The sequence below is a fragment of the Sorangium sp. So ce128 genome, from assembly GCF_051525245.1.
Taxonomy (GTDB): Bacteria; Myxococcota_A; Polyangia; order Polyangiales; family Polyangiaceae; genus Sorangium; species Sorangium cellulosum_B.
This window is the reverse complement of record NZ_CP150313.1, coordinates 4,009,302-4,032,734: the sequence shown is the minus strand read 5'-3', so window position 1 is coordinate 4,032,734 and position 23,433 is coordinate 4,009,302. Positions and strand designations below refer to the sequence as shown.

Here is a 23,433-nt window from a genome sequence, read left to right as displayed (position 1 = left end):
CGCGTCGTCCGCCGGCGCGGTCCCGGGACGAGCGCGCGGCCGATCCGTCGGCGCAACGGTCGTCGCACGACGCATTCCCTGCGCGCCACACCGGCGCTCTACGGGTACATCGACAGCGGATGTCGGTCAGGATCGCCCGATAGCCAGCGAGGCGCCCAGGGGGCGCGCGCCGGGATCGCCGCGGCGCGGTCGCCCCCTCGCGCCGCTCAGCGGGCGGAGCCGGGCACGACGCGCCCCTTGAACGCGATCGGCACCTCGAGGGCCCTGGCCGCCTCGACGAGCAGCGCGTGCTCGCTCTCGTGGATCACGCCGTCGGCGGCCACGAGGCGGACGGCCAGCTCGATCGCGGCCTCGCGCATCCGCACGTCGGGCAGGCGGACGCGCAGCGCCGCGAAGCGGCCGCTCCTGCCCTCGTCTCGCACCGATCGCTCGATGATGGAGATCAGCGACTCGACGAGGTCGGCCCCGAGCCGCCCCTCGCTCATGGCCGTCACGTGCCGCGCGAGCTCGGCGCGCTCGGCCTCGTTGATGGATCCGTCAGCGTATGCGGCGAGGAACATGATCTCGACCATCGCCTCGAGCCTGCTGATCTCGAGGTGACGAAACGAAAGCTGCGTTTCTTCCATCATGAGGTCCTCAGGATAGCGTATCACGGCCGCGCTTGACACAGCGCCCCTGGGCCCGCCCGGTAATGGCGCTCGCCGCGTGGCAACGGCCTCCGGCAACGCGCGGCGACGCCGCGTGGAAACGGCCTCCGGCGGCGCGCGGCGAAAGTTCTCGTCGAGCGCGACGCCGGTCGGTGCTCAACTCTCCCCACCATGAGCACCACCACCCCGACCGACCTCTTCCTGTCGCTGACGCCGCACAAGGTGATCGAGGCCGTCGAGGCCGCGGGCGTCCACTGCAACCGCGTCTGCTACCCGCTGAACTCGTTCGAGAACCGCGTCTACGAGGTCGAGCGCGAGGATCGCACCCGCGTCATCGCCAAGTTCTACCGGCCGGGGCGCTGGACGCGGGAGCAGATCCTCGAGGAGCACCGGTTCCTCGCGGAGCTGGCGGACGCCGAGATCCCCGTCTGCCCGACGCGCCCGTTCCCCGACGGCGAGACGCTCAAGCAGATCGACCACATCCCCTACTGCCTCTTCGAGCGCATGGGCGGCCGCGCCCCCGACGAGCTCGGCGACGAGCTGTTCGTGCGCCTCGGCAGGCTCGCCGCCCGCATCCACAACGTGGGCGCGGCCAGCGCCGCCGAGCACCGCGTCCGGCTCTCCGCCGACACCTACGCGCGCGAGGACCTCGGCTGGCTCGTCGAGCGCAAGCTCATCCCCGCGGCCGTCGAGCGGCGGTACCTCGCGGCCGCGCGCGCCGTCGCGGACGCGGCCGAGGAGCGCCTGCGCGGCGTCGACGTGCACCGCATCCACGGCGATCTGCACCCGGGCAACCTGCTCCTGCGCGACGGCGCGCTCCGCGTGCTCGACTTCGACGACATGGTCGTCGGCCCCGCCGTGCAGGACCTGTGGCTCCTCCTCCCCGGCCGCGACGAGGCCGCCCGGCAGCAGCGCGAGCTCTTCATCGAGGGCTACGAGGAGCTCCGCCGCTTCGACCGCTCGACCCTCGGGCTGATCGAGCCGCTCCGAGGGCTCCGCATGATCCACTACGCGGCATGGATCGCGCGGCGATGGCACGACCCCATCTTCCCGAGGACCTTTCCGCACTTCGGCACGGAGGCGTACTGGCGCGAGGAGGCGAGCTCGCTCGAGGAGGTGCTCCAGCTGACGCGCGACGGAGACACGGGCGGCCCCGGCGGCGGCGCGAACGAGCCGCCGCCGAGCGGGGGCAAGTACTTCTGGGATATGAACTGATCGCGGCCGGGCGCGGCGTCGATCAGAGGCGCTTCAGCACCAGGATCAGCCGCCACGCCGCGGCGTGCTCGAACGGCACGTCGACGTTGAAGTCGCCGAGCGTCGCCACCAGCGAGAGCTCCGGCACCCGCTCCGCGACGCGCCGCCACCCGGCGAGGTCCGGGACGTACCACGTCGCCTCCTGCCGGATCGACGAGAGCTCCCTCGGCGCGCCGCCGTTGCGCCGGGCCGAGCACACCACCTCGAGGGTCACGGGCACCACGCGATCGGGCGTCGATCGCTCGATGTGGATGCGGAACCGCGCGTCGATCGACTGCTCGCCGCGCAGCTCGGTCCACTCCGTCCTGTTCACGCCGGACGGCGTCAGATCGGCGGGGTGGGTCGCCTCGATGACGTGGACGCCGCCCGGCAGGAGCAGCGAGGCGGCGAGCCGGAGGTGGCGCTCGAGCGCCGCCGGCGTGGCCAGCTGGTGGATCGCCGAGAGCGGCACGAACGAGAGATCGACCGGCGCGACGTCCGGGCGCTCGTCGAGCTCCGCGCACGAGAAGCGGATGCACGCCCCGGCGCCGCGGGCGCCCGCGGCGCGCTCCGCAAAGGCGATCATCGCCGCCGAGCCGTCCGTGCCGGCGCAGCCGACGCCGAGCTCCGCGAAGGCCTCCAGGTGCCGCGCGGGCCCGCAGGCCCACGAGAGGACGCGCTGCACCGGGCGGCCGCCGAAGCGGCGCGCGCACGCGAGCAGGAAGTCGCGCTCGGCGGCGTAGTCGCGGTAGCCGAACGCCGCGTCGTAGAGCGCAGGCTCGCCCGGCGGCGGCGTATCGCCGCGGGCGGGCGCCTCGCCGCGCGCGGGCGCCTCGCCGCGCGCCGGCGCCTCGCCGCGCGCGGACGCCTCGCCGGCCGAGGGCGCCGCCGGGGCGACCCGCTTCGTGTAGATCATGAGATCGTCGCCCGGCGCATAGAAGTCGGTGAGGACCGCCGCCCGCGTGAACTGCACCGCGTCGTAGAAGCGCACCGCCGCGCCGTGCCCCTCCCGGCTGCCCGTCTCCACGCGCACGAGGCCGCCGCCCTCGCGCGCGATCTCGCTCTCCATCGTGGACACGAGCCCCCGCGCCACCCCCGACCGGGCGAAATCGGGCGAGGTCGCGATCCAGTACAGGTCGTACGTGGACTGCGTCATCGGCGTGCGGCCGTAGCAGAGGTACCCGAGGAGCCGCGGCGCCCCGTCGCCGCCCGGGGCGCCCTGGAAGCTCAGCACGAACCGGTAGCCATAACCGTCCGTCGAGGGCTGGCCGAGCGTCACGTCGACGAGCTCCAGCGCCACCGCGCGCTCGTCGCCGGTGAACGCCGGGACCGACTCGAGCAGCGCGGCGATGAGCGGCCGATCTTCCGCGCGGAGGCCGCGCTGGGTGATCACGGCGCCTCGGGCGCGGCGGCGAGGGCGCCGCGGGCAGCGGAGCGCGCCGCGGCGCGGCCGCGCGCCGGCGCGCGGCCCCGCGCGCGGAGCAGATCGTCGTGGCGCGCGCCGCGGGCGAGCGCCGCGCGGAGGATCTCCCAGACGACGTCGGCGTACGACAGGCCGGCGCGCGCCGCCGCCCGCGCGAAGCCGGCGTCCGGCGAGAGATCGCAGTTCGGGTTGACGTCGATGACGTGCGGCGTGCCGCGCTCGTCGAGCCGCACGTCCACGCGGCCGTAGTCGCGCAGCCCGAGCACCTCGAACGCGCGGCGGCCCACGGCGACGACCCGGCGCAGATCGAGCGGCCGCAGCACCGCCGCCGAGGAGGGCGTCCCGATCGACGCGGCGGTCTCCGGGCGCCACTTCGACTCGTACGTGACCACGTGCGGGTGCCCCTCTGGCAGGCCCTGAAAGGTGATCTCGCCGGGCGGCAGCACGCGCGGCGTCGGCCACCCGAGCAGCGAGACCGAGATCTCCCGCCCGTGCACGTAACGCTGCACCACCACCGGCTGGCGGCACTGCGCGACGACCGCGGCGACCTGGTCGCGGAGCGCCCTGCGATCGTGGACGACCGAGCCACGATCGATGCCCATCGAGCCGTCCTCGCGCTCCGGCTTGACGATGACCGGGAACGCGACCTCCGGGATGCGATCCGGGCCTTCGACCCGCACCGTCGCCGGCACGCGCACGCCGGCGCGCGCGAGGATCCGGTTCGCCTCGGCCTTGTGCAGGCAGCTCCGGAGCGCGACGTGATCGCTGCCCGTGAAGCGGAGATCGAGCCCCGCGAGCAGCCACGCGCACATGACCTCGTGGCGGCTGTCGCCGTCGAGCGCCTCGCACAGGTTGAAGATCACGTCCGGGCGATGGTCGCCGATGGCCGCGAGCACCTCGCTCGGCCGGAGCACAGGCCGGTGCGCCACGCGCACGCCCGGGGCCGCGGCGAGGGCCGCGAGCACGCTCTCCGCGACCACCGCGCTGCCGTCCTCGCGACCGAGCCGGAGCCGCCCGCTCCCCACCCGCTGCGCGAGTGGCGGCTCGTCGACGGCTTCCTCCGGATCTCTGTTCGACAGGATCAGTATCCGAGGCTCAGGCACCGCACGCCTCCGAACCTACGCGGGGCAGGAGAGCCCGCGACGGCCGCGCCGGGCTCAGGGAGCGGCCGGAGAGAGGCCTGGCCATCGGCGAACGCGGAGAGGGTGCCCTGTCGAGAGACACGCGAACGAAACGGAATCCATGCATGCAAGTGGCCACACTTCACCAGCTTGCCCGGCAATCGCAAGGGGAGATTTGCCCTCTCCGGACGGAAAGGAAGGCGCGACGCGCCGCGGCTCAAAGCCCCCCGCACCGGCTCGGATCCGGCGCGCGCGGCCGGGAAGCGAGCTTTCCGAGCACAACGTATCTCGGACAACACGCTCTTCACACGCCAGCCGCACGCGCGGGAGCGTCGGAGACGAGAGGAGACGGCTGGGCTGCAGGGGGAAGGGTCGAGTCCGGCGGCGAGAGGGGAGAGCGGAGAGCGCCGGACGCGCTCGCGGCGAGCGGGCGGCCTGCCGCCGAGGACGCCTGAAAAGGACTTCCCTTTCCGGCGTCCTCGAGCCTCCGCAGGTCAGGCGGCCTGGCCTTCGGGGCGCGGCCTGCGATCGGCCGGGAAACAGGCCTGGATCTCGTCCATGCCGAGCGTCTCCTTCTCGAGGAGCGCCCTGACGAGCGCCTCGATCTCGCCTCGCCGGGACCTCACGATCTCGATGGCGCGCGAGAGCTGCGCTTCCGTGAGCGCCCGCGCCGTCTCGTCGACCCGGTCGAGCAGGGCCGGGCTCCGCGAGGGGTGCCCGTCGCCGACGCAGATGGGGCCGAGGTGGCTCATGCCGAGCTCCGCGACCATCTTCCACGCGATCGTCGAGGCGCGCTGGATGTCGTCCGAGGCGCCCGCCGTCATCGTCCCGAGGACGACCATCTCGGCGGCGCGGCCGCCCATCAGCATGCAGATCTGATCCTCGAGGTACTCTTTCCGGTACATCAGCCGATCCTTCTCGGGCAGCGCCTGAGTCACGCCGAGCGCGCGGCCCCGCGGCAGGATCGACACCTTGTGCACGGGATCGCAGCTCGGCGCGAGGAGCCCGACCGCGACGTGCCCGGCCTCGTGGACGGCGGTCGCATAACGCTCGTCCTCGTCGACGAGCACCCCCTTGCGCTCGAGCCCCATGAGCACCCGGTCGCGCGCGCGGTCGATGTGCGTCGGGTCCACCGCGTCGGCGCCCTCGCGGGCCGCGAGGATGGCCGCCTCGTTCAGGAGGTTGGCCAGGTCGGCGCCCGAGAAGCCCGGCGTGCCGCGGGCGATGTAGCTGAGATCGACCTCCCCCTGGAGCGGGATCGGCCCGGCGTGGACGTTGAGGATCTCCTCGCGGCCGCGCACGTCGGGGAGCGGCACGGTGACCTTGCGGTCGAAGCGCCCCGGCCGGAGCAGCGCCGGGTCGAGCATGTCGGCGCGGTTGGTCGACGCGATGACCACGATGCCGGTCTCGTGGTCAAACCCGTCCATCTCGACGAGCAGCTGGTTCAGCGTCTGGTCGTGCTCCGCGGAGGCGGAGTCGCCGTGCCCCTTCGCGCGAGCCCGCCCCACGGCGTCGATCTCGTCGATGAAGACGATGCACGGCGCGGACTTGCGCGCCTCGGCGAAGAGCGCGCGGACGCGGGAGGCGCCCACGCCGACGAACATCTCCTGGAAGCTCGACCCCGACGCCGAGAGGAACCGCACGCCCGCCTCGCACGCGACGGCGCGCGCGAGCAGCGTCTTGCCGGTCCCGGGCTCGCCCGTCAGCAGCACGCCGCGCGGCGGGCGGCCGCCGAGGCGCGCGAAGCGATCGGGGCTCTTCAGGAACTCGACCGTCTCGGCGAGCTCCTGCTTGACCTCGTGCATCCCCGCGACGTCGGCGAAGCGCACCGCCGCCCGCGCCGCCCCGGCCTTCACGTCGGAGAAGACCTTCGGGCTGCGCCGCCGGCTCACGGTGAAGAGCGCGAAGCCGACCGCGGCGAGCACGACCACCGGGAGCACCGCGGACGCGGCGCGCGACGGATCCTCCCGGGAGGCGAAGTCGACAGAGGCGCCGGCGCCCGCGAACCGGGAGACCAGCTCCTGCCGGAGCGTCGGCTCGTCGACGACGGCCGTCACCGCGGCGCCGCCCGCCTGACGCACGAGGAAGCGATCCCCGCTCACCTCGACCGCGGTCGCCTGCCCCGCCTGCGCGATCTGGAGGAGCTCGGTGTAACTCGCCGTACGCTGCGTGGACGACTCGCGCGCCGCGCGCAGCGCAAGCCCGAGCGTGACCGCAAGCACCACCCCCATGAACCCAAGCACCCAGAGCCGGCGCCCCGCGGGCCCCAGCCGCTTACTCACCTGCAAGAACCAGGAATTCACTGCTGCGCCACCTTACTGCTCCGGCGTCGGGCCGGAGCGGATCTCAGGTGTAGCAAGGATACGAACCTCAGGAAGTTCCTTCTGCCATCATTCTGACGATCTGAGCCGTAGAAACCTGCGAAAGGATGGCAGCACCGCAAAACGGAATACGGAGAACGGACAGCGGCAGGACAAATGTCTCTGCGGTCTTGGGAGGATTGGGAGGACCGATTGACGAGCTCGCCGATGGCGGATTGACGAGCTCGCCTGAAAGCCCCCTTCTCGGGATGGGGTCGCCGGTGGAGCAGGAAGCAGGAGAGAGGGGCAGAGAGGGGCTGCCTGCGCGCTACGCCCCGGCGGCTCGCGCGATATCGAGCGCGAACGGCAGCGAGAAGCGGAATGTCGTCGCGCCGCCTGGGCTGCTCTCGACGGAGATGGTGCCGCCGTGGGCCTCCACGAGGCCCTTCGTGATGTAGAGGCCGAGACCGACGCCGCGGACGCTGCGCGGATCGACCTCGGGCGCGCGCGAGAAGCGCTTGAACAGGTACGGGAGCGACGCCTCCGAGATACCACCGCCCCAGTTGGTCACCGCGATGTGCGCGCTGGCCCGCTCTGCGCTGACCGTGACCGCGATGTCGCCCTCCGGTCGACCGTACTTGGCCGCGTTGGAGAGCAGGTTGGTGACGATCTGCTCCAGCCGCCCGGGGTCCGCCAGGACGGCGGGCACATCGCCCTTCACCTCCAGGCGCAGGGCGTGGCCCGCGGTCACCTCGGCCGACTTCTCGAGGATCTCGCCGAGCTGCGCGCGCAGATTGACCGGCGAACGATCCAGCGTGAGCTGCCGCGCCTCGATCCGCGAGGCGTCGAGGAGGTCGTCGATCATGCGGCGCAGCCGCTCGATGGACGAGGTGATCCTGGCGAGCTGTTTTCGACCGTCGGCGACGGCCTGCTCGTCCGCCGCGCGACCCAGGAACTGGCTCGCGGTCGCGATGACCTGGATGGGCTGGCGGAGATCGTGAGCGATGACGCCGATCCACTCCTGACGCTGCCGCTCCATCTCCTTGAGCGCCGAGATGTCCTGAAAGACGGCGACGGCGCCCTGGAGCTCGCCGTCGTCCGAGCGCACCGGCGCCGCGTTGACCAGCACCGGGACGAGGCCCCGGTCGGCGCGCCGCAGAAGCCCTTCGGCGCCCGCCACGACCTCCCCGCGCTCAAGGGCCCGGATCAGCGGGCGCTCGTCCCAGACGAGGGGCTCTCCCGCCGGCGTCCTGTGCTCGAAACTCAGCCGGTTGCCCCAGGGATCGGGCTCGTCCACGACGCTCGACGCGTACTGGAGCGCCAGTTTGTTGCAGCTGATGAGCCGCCCCTTGGCGTCGACAAGGATCGCCGCTTCAGGCAGCTGCTCCACGATCGCCTCGAGCCGCTTTCGCTCGTTCGCCTCGGCCCGGTACAGCCGCGCGGTCTCGAGGGCGCCGCAGGTCCGGTCGGCGAGCAGGTCCGCGACGCGCTCGTCGTCCTCGGTGAACGGCGGGCGGCCGGGGCGCTTGCCAAGGTACAGGTTGCCCACGCTCCGGCCGTGAAACCGGATCGGCACGCCCAGGAATGCCTCGATCGGGTCGTGGTGCGGCGGCAGGCCGATATAGGCGGGGTGCACGCGGACGTCGGCGAGCCGGATCGTTCGGCCCTCGCGGACCACCGCCCCGAGGACGCCCACGGGCCGCGGGGGCGCGCCGATCTGCGCGATCCGCTCCGCGGGGACGCCGCTCGGGACCCAGGCGTCGAACTGCCGCTGGCTGTCCTCTCCGATGCCGAGCGCCGCGTAGTCGGCGCCCACGATCTCCTTCGCGTGCCGCGTCAAGACCTCCAGCACGGAGCGCACCCCCGACTCGGAGCGCGGCAGGCGCGCCAGCGCCTCCGAGACCGCCGCGCTCGCGGTGCCGATGGCCTCGAGCTGCGAGCGGATACGCCGCTCCGCCTCGTGAGCGCTCGCGATCTCGGCTTCCATCGCCTTGCGGCGCCCGATGTCTCGGCAGATCATCGAGACGCCGGTGACGTGGCCCGATGCGTCCGCGATCGACGACACCGTGACCTCGATATCGATGCTCGTCCCGCCCTTGGTCCGGCTCACGGCCTCGAAGCGCTCGACGCGCTCGCCTCGGCGCAGGCGCGCGAGGACGGCCTCCGCCTCGCCGGCGCGCTCGGGCAGGCACAGGACGGGCATCGTCTTCCCGATCACCTCGCTGGCGTCGTAGCCGAAAAGGCGCTCCGCCGCGGGGTTCCAGCTCAGGACGGTCCCGTCGAGGGCGGTGCCCATCACGGCGTCGTCCGAGGACTGCGCGACGGTCGCGAGGAAGGCGCGCTCCTCCTCGGCGCGCTGCCGCGCCTCGTCGAGGAGGTTCATGCGCGCCGCGCTGACCCAGAGCATGGCCCCGAGCAGGAGCGTCGTGATGGCGGAGGCGAACCAGAACGACGCCGCGAGGGGGTATGCCCCCCGATCCGCGCCGACCAGGACGAGACGGCCGATCACGAGCGGAACGAGGACGACGTAGGGCAGGAAGCGCCGCAGCAGGATGCCTCCGGGCCGGCTGGCCGTCAGCGTGGCGAGCGCCGTGCAATCGGGCCGCGCCATGAGGAGCCCGGCGCAGAGGGCAAGAAAGGCGATCGCGGTGTGGAGCGCCATGCCCGTGAACGGGAGCAGCGCCGGAAGCCCGTAGAAGTGGTCGACGCCGAACACGTAGCCAGTCAGCGCGGCGAGCGCGAGCGCCGCGGCCAGGAGCGCGCTCCACTCCGAGAGCAGGCACGCTCGCCGCGTCTTCACGGGCAGCGAGAGGAGCGATAGGCCGATCAGGATTAAGCAGAGCGCGGTGTTCGGCGAGGGCCTGCCGGGGAGCTTGCCAGGGGAATCCATGCGCCCCGCGGGCAGCAGGCGATCGACGCCGAAATCGCGCGCGAAGGCGTACTCCACGAGGATCGCCAGGCCGAGCGCGATCACGACGGCGGCGCACGCCTGTCCCAGCCGGCGGACCGGCGCCGGACGCTCGCGCACGCCCAGCGCCCAGAGCGACACGCTCGACAGGACGAGCGCCGCCGCGGTGTTGGGCACCATGCTCGGCAGGCCGTCCGCGATGGAGATGAGGGTGGTCGACCCGATCCACCAGCCGAGCAGGGCGACGCACCCAAGGACGAGCGAGCAGGTTGCCGCGACGGCGACACCGCGTCGCGCGCCGCTCGAAGGCACCATCGCCCCGTCTCCCATCGGGTCCTCCCGGCCAGAGCATAGTGCCGGGCTACCGGGACGGCGCGGCTCCACCTGCGCAATTCAGACGCGCAAACCGGACGGCGCACGCGCTGTCCGACGCAGATGGATCAGGCGCTCCGGCCTGCGCCGACCTCATCCGCCGTGCCGGACGGAGCGCGCAGCGGCGCTCGGCTCCGACGCACGAGCTCGGGCGGCGATGCCCTCGCGCGGATCGCGCGAGGGCGCGCGCGAGCGCTCAGCGCTGCTTCGTCCCGAAGACCGCCGCGTCGACGGAGAGCCTCCCCGGGCCGACGAGGAGGAGCGCAACCGAGATGCCGAGGTAGACCGCCGCCGTCTCGTAGGCGGGTCCGCCCATCGCGAAGAACGGATCACCGCGCGACACGTGCATCAAGACCGCGACGACCATGGTGGCGACGAGGCCCAGCGACGCGACCGGCGTCAGGAGGCCGAGGATCCAGGCAAGGCCGCCCCCGAACTCCGAGAGCGCGGCCAGCCCTTGCAAGAACCCCGGAACGGGCGCGGTGGGCCCCATCCAGCTGAAGGGGGCCTGGATCTTCCCCCAGCCGTGAAACATGAACGCGACGCCGATAACGACGCGCAGCGCGAGCAGCCCGACCGAGGCCGAGAACGGCACGTCGGTTACCCGCAGGAATCTCTTGAGCATCGGGATCACTCCTCTCGGCCTCGGTAGTAAGGAGGAACGCCCGGGACATCAAGCGCGTACGAGAGGACCGGAGCCGCCGGCCCGAGGCGCCGCGCCCCCGCGGCCCGGGCACGGCGCGCCGGCCGCGCCTCACGCGCTGGTCTGGGCCTCCAGGTCGTGGCGGTGCGCGGCGGCCGCGCGCTCGTCGCGGAGGGCCTCGAGGCACCGCCGCTTGATCGCCGCGAACTCGCCGGAGCCCACGATCGCCGCGGTCCTCGGCCTCCCGAACGGCACCGCGATCTCCGCGCCGACGCGGCAGGGGCGGCGGGTCATGAGGGCGATGCGGTCGGACAGGAAGATGGCCTCGTCGATGTCGTGCGTGACGAACAGCACCGTCGTGCGCACCTGGCGGAAGACGTCGAGCAAGAGCTCCTGCATCGAGAGCCTGGTCTGGGCGTCCAGCGCGCTGAACGGCTCGTCCATCAGCACGACGCGCGGCTCGGTGATCAGCACGCGCGCGATCTCCACGCGCTGCTGCATGCCGCCGGAGAGCTGCGCCGGATAGGCGTCCTCGAACCCCGACAGCCCGACCAGCGAGAGCAGGCGCCGGGACGCCTCCCGGCGCTCGCGCTCGGGGACGCCGCGCACCTTGAGGCCGAAGCCGACGTTGTTCAGCACCGTCTTCCAGGGGAGCAGGGAGCTCTGCTGGAAGACCATGCCGCGCGCCGGCCCCGGCCCCTCGACCCGCTCGCCGCCGACGACGATGCTGCCGCGCTCCGGCGCCACGTACCCGGCGACGGCGTTCAGGATCGTCGACTTCCCGCACCCGGACGGGCCGAGCAGGCTCACGAGCTCGCCGCCCTCGACGCGGAGGTCGAGGTCGCGCACCGCCTCGACGCGGCGGGCGCCCGTCCCGAGGGCCACGGACAGGCCGCGGATCTCCACGGCGCCCCCCGGGCTCTCCCGGCGCGCCGCCGCGCGGTTCGCGTCGAGCGTCATCGGCCCTTCTCCTGGGGCTCTTGCCACGGGGTGAGCCACGCGCCGGCCCGCAGGACGAGCGCGCTGCTGAGCATGCCGAGCAGGCCGATGAGCAGCATGCCGAGGACGATGTCCGGATAGCGCTGCAAGTTGTACGACTCCCAGGTGAAGTAGCCGATGCCGTACTGCCCCCCGATCATCTCGGCGGTCACGAGGCAGAACCAGGACGTCCCCATGCCGATGCTCATCCCCGTGACGATGCTCGGCAGCGCGCCCGGCAGGACCACCTCGAGGAACAGGCGGAGCGGGCGCGCGCCCAGGCTGCGGGAGCTCGCGATGAGCCGCGGATCGAGGGCGCCCACGCCGTGGATCGTCGCGATCAGGATCGGGAACAGCGCGCCCATGTACGTGATGAAGATCATGCTCAGCTCGGCCGACGGGAACATCAGGATCGCGAGCGGGAGCCAGGCGACGCCGGGGATGGGGCGCAGGATCTCGAGCGGCGGCAGCAGGGTGTCCTCGGCGAGCCGCGACCTGCCGATGAGGAGCCCGAGCACGACCCCCGTGGCGCCCGCGGCGGCGAACCCCGCGAGGACGCGGAACACGCTGTTCCCGAGGTGCTGCCACAGCTTCGGCGAGGCGAAGAGCTCCCGCGCCGCGGCGAGGACGTCGGTCGGCGCAGGCACGTTGAGGAACGTGACGACGCCGAGATCCGCGCGGGTCATCGACGCCCACTGCCAGAGGCCGACGCACGCCGCCACGGACAGGGCGCGCAGGGAGGCGCGGCGGAGGTCGCGGCGCGTCGTCGCCGGCGCGGGGGACGACGCGCCCCGCCGGGCCGCGCTCGCCGGGGCGGGCGCGAAGGCCGCGCCCCCGGCGAGCTCCGCCCCGGCCGGCGCGCTGCGCTCGGAGATCATCGTCATGGCGCCGCCGCCGTGAGCTTCGCGCGCTCGGCCCGCAGGGTCGCGAAGTCGACGACCGCCGCGCCGTTCTCCGCGGCCCACCGATCCGCGTCCTCCTTCGCCAGGAACGCCGACAGGCCGCCGTCCGGGCGCCTCGCGTACCACGCGCGATCGGCCAGGAGCTTCACCCCGCTCGCGCGATCGTGCACGAACACCGCGCGGATCTCCTTGCCCTCGGTCGTCAGCTGCCCGAGCGCGGCGAGCGCCGTGCCGGGGCTGGCGTACGCGCGCACCTTCGGCTCGCCCGCGACCCAGATCTGCGCGACGAGCGTCGGCTCGGCGATCGGCTCCCCGGACAGCGCGTCCTTCCCGGCCAGCGGGAGCTTCGCGTAGCTCGCGAGCCGCGCCTCGTAGTCGAGCCCGAGCTCCGCCGCCGCGCGCCGGATGTACCGGTCGTCCACGAACGTGCCGACATCGAGGGTCGTGTCCGTGCGCTTGAGCAGCGTGAGCGTGTCGACCGCCACCTGGAGGGCGCGGCGGACCTCGGGCTTGATCGTGAAGTCCCGCGTCTGGATGCCGAGCGGGCCGTGGAACATGTAGGCGACCTCGGCGTCCACCCCGGTCACCTTCTCGATGAGCTCGCTGTACTTCTCGGGCTCCTCCGCGAACAGGCGGTCGGCCTCGAGCGCCGCCTTGAGGAAGGCCACGACGATCTCCGGGTATTTCTCCGCGTACGCCTCGCGCACCAGCACGCCGTGCGCCGTCGGCACCTTCACGCCGGAGCCGTCGTAGATCTTCCGGGCGAAGCCGCGGAAGGGGAAGAGCTCAGCGAACGGGACGAAATCCGCGTGCGCGTCGATCTTGTTCGCCTTGAGCGACGAGCCGCCCACCTCCGGCGACTGCGAGACGAGCGTCACGTCCCTGTCCGGGTCCCAGCCGAGATCGCGGATCGCCCGGAGCAGCATGCCGTGGGCCGACGACCCGAACGGCACCGAGATCTGCTTGCCCTTGAGGTCCTTCAGGCCCTGGGCCGGGGAGTCGCTCGGCACGACGATCCCGTTGCCGCTCCCCAGCGCGCTGCCGGAGAGCGTGGCGATGAAGCGGCTGCGGCTCCCCTGCTTCTGGAACGCCACGCCGTTCAGCACGCCGGGGAAGTCGGCCATCGCGCCGATATCGAGCTTCTCGGCCACCATCTCGGTCGTCAGCGGCGGCCCCGAGGTGAAGTCCTTCCACTCGATCTCGTAGGTGACGTCCTTGTACTTGCCGTCCCTCGGCAGGTGCTTCTCGAGCAGCTTGAGCTCCCGGATGAGCAGCCCGCCGGTGGCGCAATTGATGGTCGTGTCCTGCGTCCCGATCGCGATCCGGATCGTCTGCTTCGCCTCGGGCTTGCACGACAGCCCGGCGACGACCGCCGCGAGGAAGCTGAGGAAGGCGAGCGCGCGAAGTGCCCTGGTCATCGGTTCAATCCCTCGCAAAGGTCTCATGTCGTTCGTTGCCTCGTCCGATTCCCGTCCGGATGGCCTCGAGCGCGCGCCCCGCCGCCTTCCGCACCTCGACGTCGGCGTCGCCGAGCAGCCGGCGGAGCGGCGCCTCCGCGGCCGCCGCCTCGATCTCGCCGAGCGCCTGCGCGGCCGCCTTGCGCAGATCCGCGAGATCGCTCCCGAGCAGCCCGACAAGGTCCTCCGTGGCCGAGGCGGCCCGGAGCCGCCCGAGCGCGAGCGCCGCCTCCTTCCGGACCTGCCAGGCGCCGTCGTCGAGCGCGCTCCGGAGGTGCGGCGCCGCGAGGCCGTGCGCCGAGCGGCCGAGCACGATGGCGGCCTCGACCCGCACCCGCCAGTCCGGATCGGAGAGCAGCCCCACGAGGTCCTGGACGAGCGCGGTAGTACCCCGCGCGCCGAACGACTCGAGCGCGCCGATCGCCACCTGCCGCACCCGCGCGTCGGGATCGCGCAGGCTCGGGCGGAGCGCCGGCGCGGACTCGGGCCGCCGCAGGTAGGCCAGGGCGAGGACCGCCTCGCGCCGCACCTCGGGATCCGGGTCGCCGAGCGCCCCTTCGAGGGGCGCGAGCGCCCGCGGGTCGCGGATCTCGCGGAGCGCCACGATCACCGAGGTGCGGACGAACGGGCTCGTGTGCCCGAGCGCGTCGATGAGGTGCGTGGCGGCGTCTGCCCCGCGGATCTCACGGAGCGCCGTGGCGGCCGCCTCCCGCACGCGGGCGTCCTCGTCGTCGAGCGCCCCGACGACGGCGGGCACCGCGCGGGCGTCGCCGAGATCCTCGAGGTGCCCGAGCGCGAGCGCCCGCACCGTCGGATCCTCGTCGCGGACGGCCGCGATCAGGGGGTGGATGATCTCCGGATCCGAGAGATCCTCTATCTGCGTCAGCGCCAGCTGGCGCGCGCCGGGGTCGGGATCCCCGAGGATACCCTCGAGATCCTGCGCGAGCGAAGGCTGTGTCATGTCGTCTCTGCCGTGGGGTCGTTATCGGATAAGAAAGGGGATCTTCACGGTGATGGCCTCTTTGGGGCAATCGATCTCGCACGCGAGGCAATACCAGCACTCGTCGTAGGCCATGCGGGCCTTCTTCGTCTCGGGATCGATCGCGAGGCAATCGACCGGGCACGAGTCGATGCAGATGCGGCAGCCCTTGATGCACGACGCCTCGTCGATGACGACAGGCAGATCGAGCCGCACGGCGGCCTCGGCGTGGCCTACGGACCTGGCGCTCTGCGCCTTGACGGATTCGCGGTTGAGCAGGTGACCCATCGCTTGATTGACCTCGTGTTCTCGCGTTCTCGCTCGCTCGTCAGGCCGACGCGCGCTGCTCCTCGGCCGGGATGCGCAGCCGGTGGTAGGCCGCGCGCTCGCCGTCGTCGATCGGGAAGAGATAAGGCTCCACCGGCCTCTTGAAGGCGACCATCTCGCCGCGCTCGTCCTTCTTCAGGTGCACGTGCGTGAACCAGCTTCGGTCGTCCATCTCGGGGTAATCGAGCCGGTAGTGGTAGAGGCCCCAGCGGCTCTCGGTCCGGTACAGCGACGCGCGCGCCGCCATCTCCGCGCAGTCGCGGATGAAATGGCACTCCATCACCCGCATGAGCTCGTGGGGGCTCTCCGCGGTGACCTCTTCGAGCTCCTCCTTCGCCCGCAGGAAGTACTCGAGCCCGAGCGTCATCTTGTTCCCCGTCTTGGGCGGCTGGAGATAATCGTTCACCAGGCGCCGCACCTTGTATTCGTACTGGTGCGGCGCCACCCCGCTCCGCCGCGAGAGGGGGGCCAGGATGCGCTCCCGCTCGGCGTCGACCGCGGCGGCGAGCGGCTCGACCGCGGGCGCGCGCTCGAGGTAATCGAGCGCGCTCTGGGCGCAGATCTTCCCGTAGGTGAGCGCGCCCAGCAGGTAGTTGTGCGGCACGCACGCCATGTCGCCGGCGGCGTAGAGCCCGGGCACCGTGGTCTCGCCCTTCTCGTTGACCCAGACCCCCGACGCGCTGTGCCCGCTGCACAGGCCGATCTCGGAGATGTGCATCTCGACGAGATCGCTCGCGTAGCTGTGCCCCCTCCCCTCGTGGAAGCGCCCGCGGCTCGGGCGCTCCGTCTGGTGCAGGACCCGCTCGACCTCGGTGATCGTCTCCGGGGCGAGGTGGGTGAGCTTCAGGTACACGGGGCCGTTCGCGGAGTGGAGCTCCCGGTAGAACTCGAGCATCATCTGCCCGCTCCAGTAATCGCTCTCGATGAAGCGGTGCCCCCGCGCGTTGACCGTGTGCCCGCCGAGCGGGCCTGTCACGTACGCGCACGCCGGACCGTTGTAGTCCTTGATGAGCGGGTTCACCTGGAAGCACTCGATGCCCGAGAGCTCGGCGCCCGCGTGGTACGCCATCGAGTAGCCGTCTCCCGCGTTGGACGGGTTCTCGTACGTCCCGTGGAGGTAGCCCGACGCCGGCAGCCCGAGCCGCCCCGAGGCGCCGCAGCACAGGATGACCGCCCTCGCCTTGATGATCTCGAGTTGTCCTTCCCGGGTGTCGAAGCCGATCACCCCGGCGACGTGCCCGTCGGTCACGAGGATCCGCGTCGCCATCACGCGGTTGACGACCTTCACGCCGGCGCGCTTGACCATGCGCGTCAGGATCTTCTTGAGATCGTAGCCCTCGGGCATCGGGAGGACGTAGCTCCCGTTGTGGTGGACCTTCTTGACGTCGAAATCGCCCGATCGCGTCTTCTGGAACTTCACGCCCCAGGAGTCGAGCTCCTGGATCATCGCGAAGCTGTTGCGCGCATATTCATAGACGGCGCGCTGGTTCACGATGCCGTCGTTGGCCACCGTGATCTCCTTCACGTACTGCTCCGGCGTCGCGTGCCCTGGGATGATGGCGTTGTTCAGCCCATCCATGCCTATCGCGATGGCGCCGCTCCGCTTGATATGCGCCTTCTCGAGGAGGACGACCCTCCCCCGGGGCAACCGCTGTTGCGCCTCCACCGCTGCAGTGGAGCCTGCGCTGCCGCCGCCCACGACGACGACGTCCGCCTCTGTCACGCGAATGTCCATTACAAGCCCTCAAGGTTTCAGGCGCGCGCACACGACGACCCCACCGCCTCTCGGCCCAACGGGCCAACGGACAGCGGCCAGGGTCGGACGCCCGGCGTCTCTCATCACAGACGCGGCATCCGTTTTAACAGACGACCTGTGCTTCGGCAACCGCTTTGTTGCTGCTGGCGCAGCACCGGCCGGGTGTCGGGCGCCGTGGGAGGGCGCCTTGCAAGCGAAGCGTCAGGGCCGGGGTCTGGCGGCGCCGCCATCGCGGATGTGCGGCGCGCGGGCAGGCTCACCCCCGCCGGGGATCCCCGAGCCACCCAGAAAGATTCGCCTTTCCACCCTGGTTGTCTCCCCGGAGACGCGGGCGGGACGCTACCATGCGGGTCAACCCGTAGTCCTCCCATGGATCGGGGGAACCGAGCGCGGACCTCGTTCATCACCGGTCACCCGATTCACCGCGCTCGGCGCCTCCCAGCCAGGGCGCCCGCGCGCCGCTTCGCTGCATGGCCAAGCACCCGTCCCAGCTCGCCGACCTAGAGATCCAGCGCCGCCTCGGCGCTGGCGGCATGGCGGAGGTCTTCCTCGCCAAGAAGCGGGGCGCCGAGGGGACGTACAAGCTCCTCGTCGTCAAGCGCATCCTCCCCGCGCACGGGGCCTCGCGGCGCTTCCGCGCGATGTTCGTGGAGGAGGCCCACCTCGCCACGCGCCTGAACCACCCGAACATCGTCCAGGTCTACGAGTTCTCCGACCACGGCGAGGACGGGCTGCTCCTCTCGATGGAGTACGTCGAGGGCTTCGACCTCGGCAAGCTGATGCGGGCCGCCCAGCAGAAGGAGTCGCGGATCCCGCCGCTCGTGTCGGCGTTCATCGTCTCCGAGGCGGCGAAGGGGCTGCACTACGCCCACGAGCGCAAGGACGAGGGCGGCATGCCGCTCGCCATCGTCCACCGCGACGTCTCGCCGCAGAACATCCTGCTCTCGCTCGAGGGCGTCGTGAAGATCGCCGACTTCGGCATCGCCAGCGCCAACCTCTTCCGCGAGGAGCCCGGCGTGCTGAAGGGCAAGTTCGGGTACATGTCGCCCGAGCAGGCGCGCGGCGAGCGCGTCGACCGGCGCAGCGACATCTACGCCCTCGGCGTCGTGCTCTACGAGCTGCTCGCCATGCGCTCGCCGTACGGCAAGCTCGACGACGAGGCGCTGCTCCAGGCCGTGAAGGAGGGCCGCTTCGACCCGCCGTCGTCGCACGCGCGCGACATCCCCGCGGAGCTCGAGGCGATCGTGATGCGCGCCATGGAGCGCGAGCCCGAGGCCCGCTTCCAGACCGCGCGCGACCTGGCCGGGGCGGTCGCGCGCGCGCTGCTCGCGAGGCAGGAGCTCGTCGACAACGCCTCGGTCGAGCAGACCGTGGCCCACCTGCTCGGCCGCGACCGCGCGGAGGAGGCGCGCGAGGGCGCCGCGCGCCGCGTGGAGGGCGCGGAGGGCGCGGAGGAGCAGCCCGAAGACGACGGCTCCGTGGCGCAGCCGCAGACGCTCGCGGCGGTGCCGGCCGCGCGCACCGGAGGCGACGCCGAGGGCACGGGCGCGCCGCGCGCCGTGCGCGAGGTGCGCCACGTCGCCGTGGTCACGCTGCGCATCGAGGGCGTCGACGCGCTGCTCGGGGCGCAGGGCCGGCTCGCCGGCAAGCGCAGCGGGCGCTCGATCCGCACGACCCTCGACGCGATCGCCTTCAAGCATGGGGCGATCTGGTCGTGGGAGTCGCACGCGAGCGCGCGCGCGGTGGTCGGGCTGCTCGCGAACCCCTCGCGCGCCGCGGCCGACGCCGCCTCGCTGGCGGTCGACGTGCACGAGGCGCTCGCGGGCGCGTCGGAGGACCTGCCCGTCGAGCTCCGCGCCGCGATCGGCATCGTCCGCGGCATCGCGTACGGCGAGCGCGACGAGCAGGGGCACCTCATCAACCACGCGCTCAAGGAGCCCGCGAACTTCCTCGCCGAGCGCATCGGCAGCCGCACCCCGTTCGGCAAGACGTGGGTCGCGGGCGGCGTCTACCGCCTCGTCCGCCGCGACTTCCGCTGGGGCGACGCGCCCTCGCTCGACCTCGACGACGCCCGCGGCTACCCGGTCCCGCACCAGATGCGGCTCTACGCGCTGCAGCGGCCGCTCACGCGCGAGGAGCGGATGGCGGAGATCGCGCTCTCGCCGAACGACCTCGTGGGGCGCGACGCGGAGCGGGCCGACCTGCACGCGGCCTACCACCGGGCGATCTCGCCGCCCGTGAAGGGCAACGTCGAGCCGCCCGCGCGCTTCGGCGAGAGCGAGCCGCCGGGGAGCCGGCAGAGCAGGCCCCCGAGCATCTCGAGCAGGCCCTCGAGCCCGCCGGTCGGCGCGCTCCGCGGCCAGTCCGTGGCGCGCGTCATCGTCGGCGAGATGGGCATCGGCAAGAGCGCGCTCATCTCCACGTTCCTCTCGGAGCTCCCCGGCGACGCGCGCGTGCTCCACGTCGAGTGCTCGCCCGTGAAGAGCGAGCTGCCGCTCGCCACGGTCTGCGACGTGCTCCGCGACGTCACCGGGATGGGGCTCGACCACGCGATCGACGACGCCTCCCACGTGATCCGCGCCCTGCTCGGGCCCATCGCGCGCTCGCCGCTCGGCGCGCGCATCGTCACGCGGCTCGCCGAGCTCGTCACCGGCAAGCAGCTCGAGCACCCCGAGGAGGAAGCGGCCGCCTACGGCCGCGACGTGGTGGTGCGGGGCGTGAAGTACCTGCTCGGCTCGCTGGCGCGCCACCAGCCGCTCGTCGTCGTCATCGACGGCCTCCAGTGGGCCGACCGGCCGAGCCTGGAGCTCCTCTCGGAGCTCCTGAAGCAGCGCGCGGAGCGGCTCCCGGTGCTCGTGCTGCTCCTCACGCGACCCGAGGAGCGCGTGACCCCGTTCATCGAGGGGCTCGTGCGGATCGAGCTCCGGGGGCTCAGCGCCGAGGAGCAGATGCGCCTCGTCGAGGCCCGCCTCGGCGTGCGCGACGGGGTGGCGGCCGTCTGCGGCGAGCTCGTGCCGCGCGTCGCCGGCAACCCGTTCTTCCTGCTCGAGATGATCGACGCGCTCCTCGAGCGGGGCACGCTGGAGATCGTCGAGCACCCGGGCGGGCGGCACGAGCTCGTGCGCCACGACCGGACGGGGGATCGCGGCGAGCCGCTGCCCTCGACGCTGGAGCAGCTCATCGGCGACCGCCTGCGCGAGCTGCCGCCGGCGGAGCACGACGTCGTGAACTGGCTGGCGGTCGCGGGGGGGCCGCTGCTCAAGGACGACATCCTGAACCTGACGCGGCTCGCCGACGACGAGGCGGTGACGCGCCTCTGCGCCCGCGGCCTGTGCGATCGCCGCGCCGGGGCGGTGGACTTCCGGCACCCGCTCGTGCGCGACGTGGCCTACCTCGCGCTCGACGGCGCGAGCCGCGTGCGCATGCACCGGCGGCTCGGCGAGCACCTCTCGACGACGCCGCTCTCGCAGGGGCTCTCGGCGGCGATCGTGGCGCAGCACCTCGCGCGGGGCGAGGCGCCCGGGCCGGCGGCGGAGCTCTACCTCGACGCCGCGCGGGCCGCGCGCGCGGGGCACCAGGCGCAGCTGTCGCGGCGGTACTACGAGCGCGCGCTGTCGCTCCTGCCGACCGGCGACACGCGGCGGATGATCGCGCACGAGGCGCTGGAGGCGATCTTCCGCCACCTCGGCCGCCGCCGCGACCGGCGGCGGCACCTCGCGGCGCTGCGCCAGCTCGCGAAGGAGAGCGGCCACGCCCGCTGGGCGGCGCTCGCCCTCGTGCGCACCGCGCGGTTCGACCTCGACGACGGCTACCTCGCCCGCGGCCTGCCGGTGGCGCAGCGCGCGGCCGAGATCGCGCGCATCGCGCGCCGCCCCGCGCTCGAGGTCGAGGCGCTCACGATCCTGTCGGAGGTGCTGCGCGAGCTCGGCGACGTCCAGGGCGCGATCAGCGCGTCGGATCGCGCGCTCCGGGTGACGCAGGCGGGCGGGCTGACGCCGCGGGCGCGCGCGGAGGTGCTGCGCACGAAGGGGGTGCTCCTGCGCCGGGTCGGCCGCGTGCAGGAGGCGGTGGAGGCCTACGCCGAGGCGATCGCGGTGTTCCGCGCGGTGGGGGCGCGCCGCAGCGAGGCGCGCGCGAAGAACTCGCTCGCGGTGGCGATGTTCGTGCTCGAGCGCTTCGAGGACGCGATCGCGGTCGGGCTCTCGTCGATCTCCATCGATCTCGCGATCGGCGGCCGGTTCCAGATCGCCAAAACGTTGAGCAACATCGGCCACGCCTACGCGAAGCTGGGAGACGTACCGCGGAGCCTTGCGTACATGAAGCGGGCGCGCGAGGCCCACGAGCGCTATGACGATCAGGATGCGCGGGCCGACACGCTCCTCTGCTCGGCAGGGATCCTCCTCGAGGCGGGCGACGTTGACGCCGCGCACACGCTCTGCGCCGATGCGGGCGCGCTCATCGCGGTGACCGGCAGCGTCTACGACATGATCCACGAGCGCAACGTCCGCGGCCTGCTGGCCAGGGCGCGAGGCGATATCCAGGGCGCGATCGCGAACGCCTCCGAGGCGCGGCAGCTCGCCGAGTCGCAGGGGCTGATGAGCTACCACGCCCACGCGACGGCGATCGAGGCGGCGTCGCGGGTGGACGCGGGGGAGGTCCACTCCGGGGTGCTGCTCGCGCGGACGGCGCTCGGCGCTGTCGAGGCGGGCAGCTCGGAGTACGGGATCGAAGTGCGCGACCTCTGCTGCGAGGCGCTGCAGAAGGGCGCGCCGGCGAGCTCGACGGACGCGTACCACCGCGCGGCGGCGCACGTGCGGAGGGTGGCGGGCTACATCCGCGACGCGCGGCTCAGGGCGCTGTTCCTGGAGCGCACCGTGGTGCGGCGGGTCCTCGCCGCGGAGGCGGACGGACCGGCGGCGGCGCACGACCCGCTCCGCCGCGGGGAGATGGCATGACGGGAACGGGCGCGAGGACCGGGGCGAAGCCGCGGCGCAAGGTGGCGGTGATCCTCTCGGGCGGAGGCGCGCGGGGCGCGTACGAGGTCGGCGTGCTGTCGTACGTCCTCGACGCGTTCGCCCGGCTCCGCGGGGCGCCGCCGCGCATCGACATCCTGTGCGGGACGTCGGTGGGCGCGGTGAACGCGTGTTACCTCGCGGCGCACCTCGACGATCCGACGCTGGGGGTGCGGCGCCTCGTCAACCTGTGGACGCAGCTGAAGCTGGAGACGGTGCTCGGCTTCGGGGTCCGGCAGGCGATCTCGATGCCGAAGCTGCTGTTCGGGGGCGGGTCGGAGGGGGTGGGCCTGTTCGACGTGTCGCCGATGCAGCGGCTCGTCGAGCGGGAGATCCCGTGGCGCGCGATCGCGCGGACGCTGCGTCACGGCTACCTCTCGGCGGTGAGCGTGTCGGCGACGGAGATCGGGACGGGCCGCACGGTGATCTTCATGCAGACGGGCCCGGACGGGGCGCTGCCGACGACGGCGCCGCCGCGGACGATCATCCGGGGGGCGCTGATAGGCCCGCAGCACGCGCTCGCGTCCGCGGCGATCCCGATCCTGTTCCCGCCGGTGCGGATCGGCCGCGATCTGTACATGGACGGGGGCGTGCGGCAGAACACGCCGATCGCGCCGGCGCTCCGGCTGGGGGCGACGCACGTCCTGGCGATCGGGCTGTCGCGCGAGGTGCGGAGCATCGACGCGGGGGACAGCGGCAAGCCGCCGGGGATGGCGCTCGTGCTCGGCAAGGTGCTGAACGCGTTCCTGCTCGACCACATCCAGACCGATTTCGAGGTGCTGACGCGGGTGAACCACATGATCGAGGACGGGGAGCAGGCGTTCGGCCCGGATTTCCTGCAATCGATCAACGGGGCCGCCGCGCTGCGCGGGGCGCTGCCGTACCGGCGGGTGGAGACGCTGGTGGTGCGGCCGAGCGCGGATCTCGGGCGTCTGGCGGCGGAGCACGTGAGGGCGGGCAAGCTGCAGGGCGGCCCGGCGATGATGCGGAGGCTGCTCTCGCTGGTGGACGTCGGCGCGGAGAACGACGCGGATCTCGCGAGCTATCTCCTGTTCGACGGCTCGTTCACGCGGAAGCTGATCGAGCTGGGGCGCGCGGACGCGGAGGCGAGGCGGCACGACGTCGCGGACTTCTTCGGGAGCGCGGCGGAGGAGGCGGAGCCCCGGCTGTCGGACAGCGCGGAGTGGTCGATCCCGCCGCCGGTGGGGCCGGGGAGATCCGTGTAGCGCCGCGGCGGCGGAGGTCGTTCGGTCGCGCTCAGGGCCCCAAGCGCGACCCCCTCCCCCAGCGTTCACCAACGCGAACGTGGTCGTGGTCGTGGTCGTGGTCGTGGTCGTCGACGACACGATCGTAGACGTGAACGTTCCGCCGGTAC

General features: G+C 72.7%; 15 protein-coding genes. 3 read left to right on the top strand and 12 right to left on the bottom strand.

The genetic code is table 11. The annotated features are described in order from the left end of the window. Positions 1–206 precede the first annotated feature (206 nt). A complete protein-coding gene (locus WME82_RS15530; protein WP_437746268.1) occupies positions 207–629 on the bottom strand; it encodes a tellurite resistance TerB family protein in 423 nt (140 codons plus the stop codon). 189 nt (positions 630–818) lie between these two features. Between WME82_RS15530 and WME82_RS15525 the strand changes: the two genes are divergently transcribed. After that, positions 819–1,862 carry a serine/threonine protein kinase gene (locus WME82_RS15525; protein WP_438043473.1) on the top strand — a complete coding sequence of 348 codons (1,044 nt, stop codon included), beginning with the start codon at positions 819–821 and terminating at the stop codon, positions 1,860–1,862. Positions 1,863–1,884: 22 nt separating this feature from the next. Here the strand turns inward: WME82_RS15525 and WME82_RS15520 are convergent, their stop codons facing one another. From WME82_RS15520 to WME82_RS15470, 11 genes are all read right to left on the bottom strand, one after another. Then, positions 1,885–3,273, bottom strand: coding sequence for a GNAT family N-acetyltransferase (locus WME82_RS15520; protein ID WP_438043472.1), 1,389 nt, complete (start codon positions 3,271–3,273; stop codon positions 1,885–1,887). Continuing rightward, positions 3,270–4,406, bottom strand: a complete 1,137-nt coding sequence (locus tag WME82_RS15515) for a D-alanine--D-alanine ligase family protein (protein ID WP_438043471.1) — start codon at positions 4,404–4,406, stop codon at positions 3,270–3,272. The genes WME82_RS15520 and WME82_RS15515 overlap by 4 nt, the downstream gene beginning before the upstream one ends. A 512-nt stretch (positions 4,407–4,918) precedes the next feature. Further along, on the bottom strand, positions 4,919–6,706 hold the full coding sequence (ftsH, locus tag WME82_RS15510; RefSeq protein ID WP_438043470.1) for an ATP-dependent zinc metalloprotease FtsH: 1,788 nt from the start codon (positions 6,704–6,706) through the stop codon (positions 4,919–4,921). Positions 6,707–7,052: 346 nt separating this feature from the next. Next, entirely contained in the window at positions 7,053–9,947 is a 2,895-nt protein-coding gene (locus WME82_RS15505; RefSeq protein ID WP_438043469.1) for a PAS domain S-box protein, read from the bottom strand. Positions 9,948–10,200: 253 nt separating this feature from the next. Continuing rightward, a complete protein-coding gene (locus WME82_RS15500) occupies positions 10,201–10,629 on the bottom strand; it encodes a DoxX family protein (protein ID WP_438043468.1) in 429 nt (142 codons plus the stop codon). A 129-nt stretch (positions 10,630–10,758) separates the two neighbouring features. After that, on the bottom strand, positions 10,759–11,607 hold the full coding sequence (locus tag WME82_RS15495; protein ID WP_437872077.1) for an ABC transporter ATP-binding protein: 849 nt from the start codon (positions 11,605–11,607) through the stop codon (positions 10,759–10,761). Beyond that, on the bottom strand, positions 11,604–12,503 hold the full coding sequence (locus tag WME82_RS15490; protein ID WP_438044892.1) for an ABC transporter permease: 900 nt from the start codon (positions 12,501–12,503) through the stop codon (positions 11,604–11,606). The genes WME82_RS15495 and WME82_RS15490 overlap by 4 nt, the downstream gene beginning before the upstream one ends. A gap of 2 nt (positions 12,504–12,505) precedes the next feature. Beyond that, entirely contained in the window at positions 12,506–13,945 is a 1,440-nt protein-coding gene (locus tag WME82_RS15485) for an ABC transporter substrate-binding protein (RefSeq protein WP_438043467.1), read from the bottom strand. Positions 13,946–13,949: 4 nt separating this feature from the next. Beyond that, on the bottom strand, positions 13,950–14,945 hold the full coding sequence (locus tag WME82_RS15480; protein WP_438043466.1) for a HEAT repeat domain-containing protein: 996 nt from the start codon (positions 14,943–14,945) through the stop codon (positions 13,950–13,952). Positions 14,946–14,966: 21 nt separating this feature from the next. Then, on the bottom strand, positions 14,967–15,251 hold the full coding sequence (locus tag WME82_RS15475; protein ID WP_012235387.1) for a 4Fe-4S dicluster domain-containing protein: 285 nt from the start codon (positions 15,249–15,251) through the stop codon (positions 14,967–14,969). A gap of 40 nt (positions 15,252–15,291) precedes the next feature. Continuing rightward, a complete protein-coding gene (locus WME82_RS15470) occupies positions 15,292–17,025 on the bottom strand; it encodes a fumarate reductase/succinate dehydrogenase flavoprotein subunit (protein ID WP_438043465.1) in 1,734 nt (577 codons plus the stop codon). Positions 17,026–17,516: 491 nt separating this feature from the next. Between WME82_RS15470 and WME82_RS15465 the strand changes: the two genes are divergently transcribed. Both WME82_RS15465 and WME82_RS15460 read left to right on the top strand, forming a co-directional pair. Further along, positions 17,517–22,001: a serine/threonine-protein kinase gene (locus tag WME82_RS15465; RefSeq protein WP_438043464.1), complete on the top strand. Its 4,485-nt coding sequence runs from the start codon at positions 17,517–17,519 to the stop codon at positions 21,999–22,001. After that, positions 21,998–23,284: a patatin-like phospholipase family protein gene (locus WME82_RS15460; protein ID WP_437552608.1), complete on the top strand. Its 1,287-nt coding sequence runs from the start codon at positions 21,998–22,000 to the stop codon at positions 23,282–23,284. The genes WME82_RS15465 and WME82_RS15460 overlap by 4 nt, the downstream gene beginning before the upstream one ends. Positions 23,285–23,433 lie beyond the last annotated feature (149 nt).

Bases quoted from the DNA above. Each gene is read 5' to 3' on its own strand.
- WME82_RS15460 (WP_437552608.1), top strand. From the start codon at position 21,998: ATGACGGGAACGGGCGCGAGGACCGGGGCGAAGCCGCGGCGCAAGGTG.
- WME82_RS15505 (WP_438043469.1), bottom strand. From the start codon at position 9,947: ATGGTGCCTTCGAGCGGCGCGCGACGCGGTGTCGCCGTCGCGGCAACC.
- WME82_RS15465 (WP_438043464.1), top strand. From the start codon at position 17,517: ATGGCCAAGCACCCGTCCCAGCTCGCCGACCTAGAGATCCAGCGCCGC.
- WME82_RS15525 (WP_438043473.1), top strand. From the start codon at position 819: ATGAGCACCACCACCCCGACCGACCTCTTCCTGTCGCTGACGCCGCAC.
- WME82_RS15495 (WP_437872077.1), bottom strand. From the start codon at position 11,607: ATGACGCTCGACGCGAACCGCGCGGCGGCGCGCCGGGAGAGCCCGGGG.
- WME82_RS15490 (WP_438044892.1), bottom strand. From the start codon at position 12,503: ATGATCTCCGAGCGCAGCGCGCCGGCCGGGGCGGAGCTCGCCGGGGGC.
- WME82_RS15485 (WP_438043467.1), bottom strand. From the start codon at position 13,945: ATGACCAGGGCACTTCGCGCGCTCGCCTTCCTCAGCTTCCTCGCGGCG.
- WME82_RS15470 (WP_438043465.1), bottom strand. From the start codon at position 17,025: ATGGACATTCGCGTGACAGAGGCGGACGTCGTCGTCGTGGGCGGCGGC.
- WME82_RS15530 (WP_437746268.1), bottom strand. From the start codon at position 629: ATGATGGAAGAAACGCAGCTTTCGTTTCGTCACCTCGAGATCAGCAGG.
- WME82_RS15480 (WP_438043466.1), bottom strand. From the start codon at position 14,945: ATGACACAGCCTTCGCTCGCGCAGGATCTCGAGGGTATCCTCGGGGAT.
- WME82_RS15475 (WP_012235387.1), bottom strand. From the start codon at position 15,251: ATGGGTCACCTGCTCAACCGCGAATCCGTCAAGGCGCAGAGCGCCAGG.
- WME82_RS15500 (WP_438043468.1), bottom strand. From the start codon at position 10,629: ATGCTCAAGAGATTCCTGCGGGTAACCGACGTGCCGTTCTCGGCCTCG.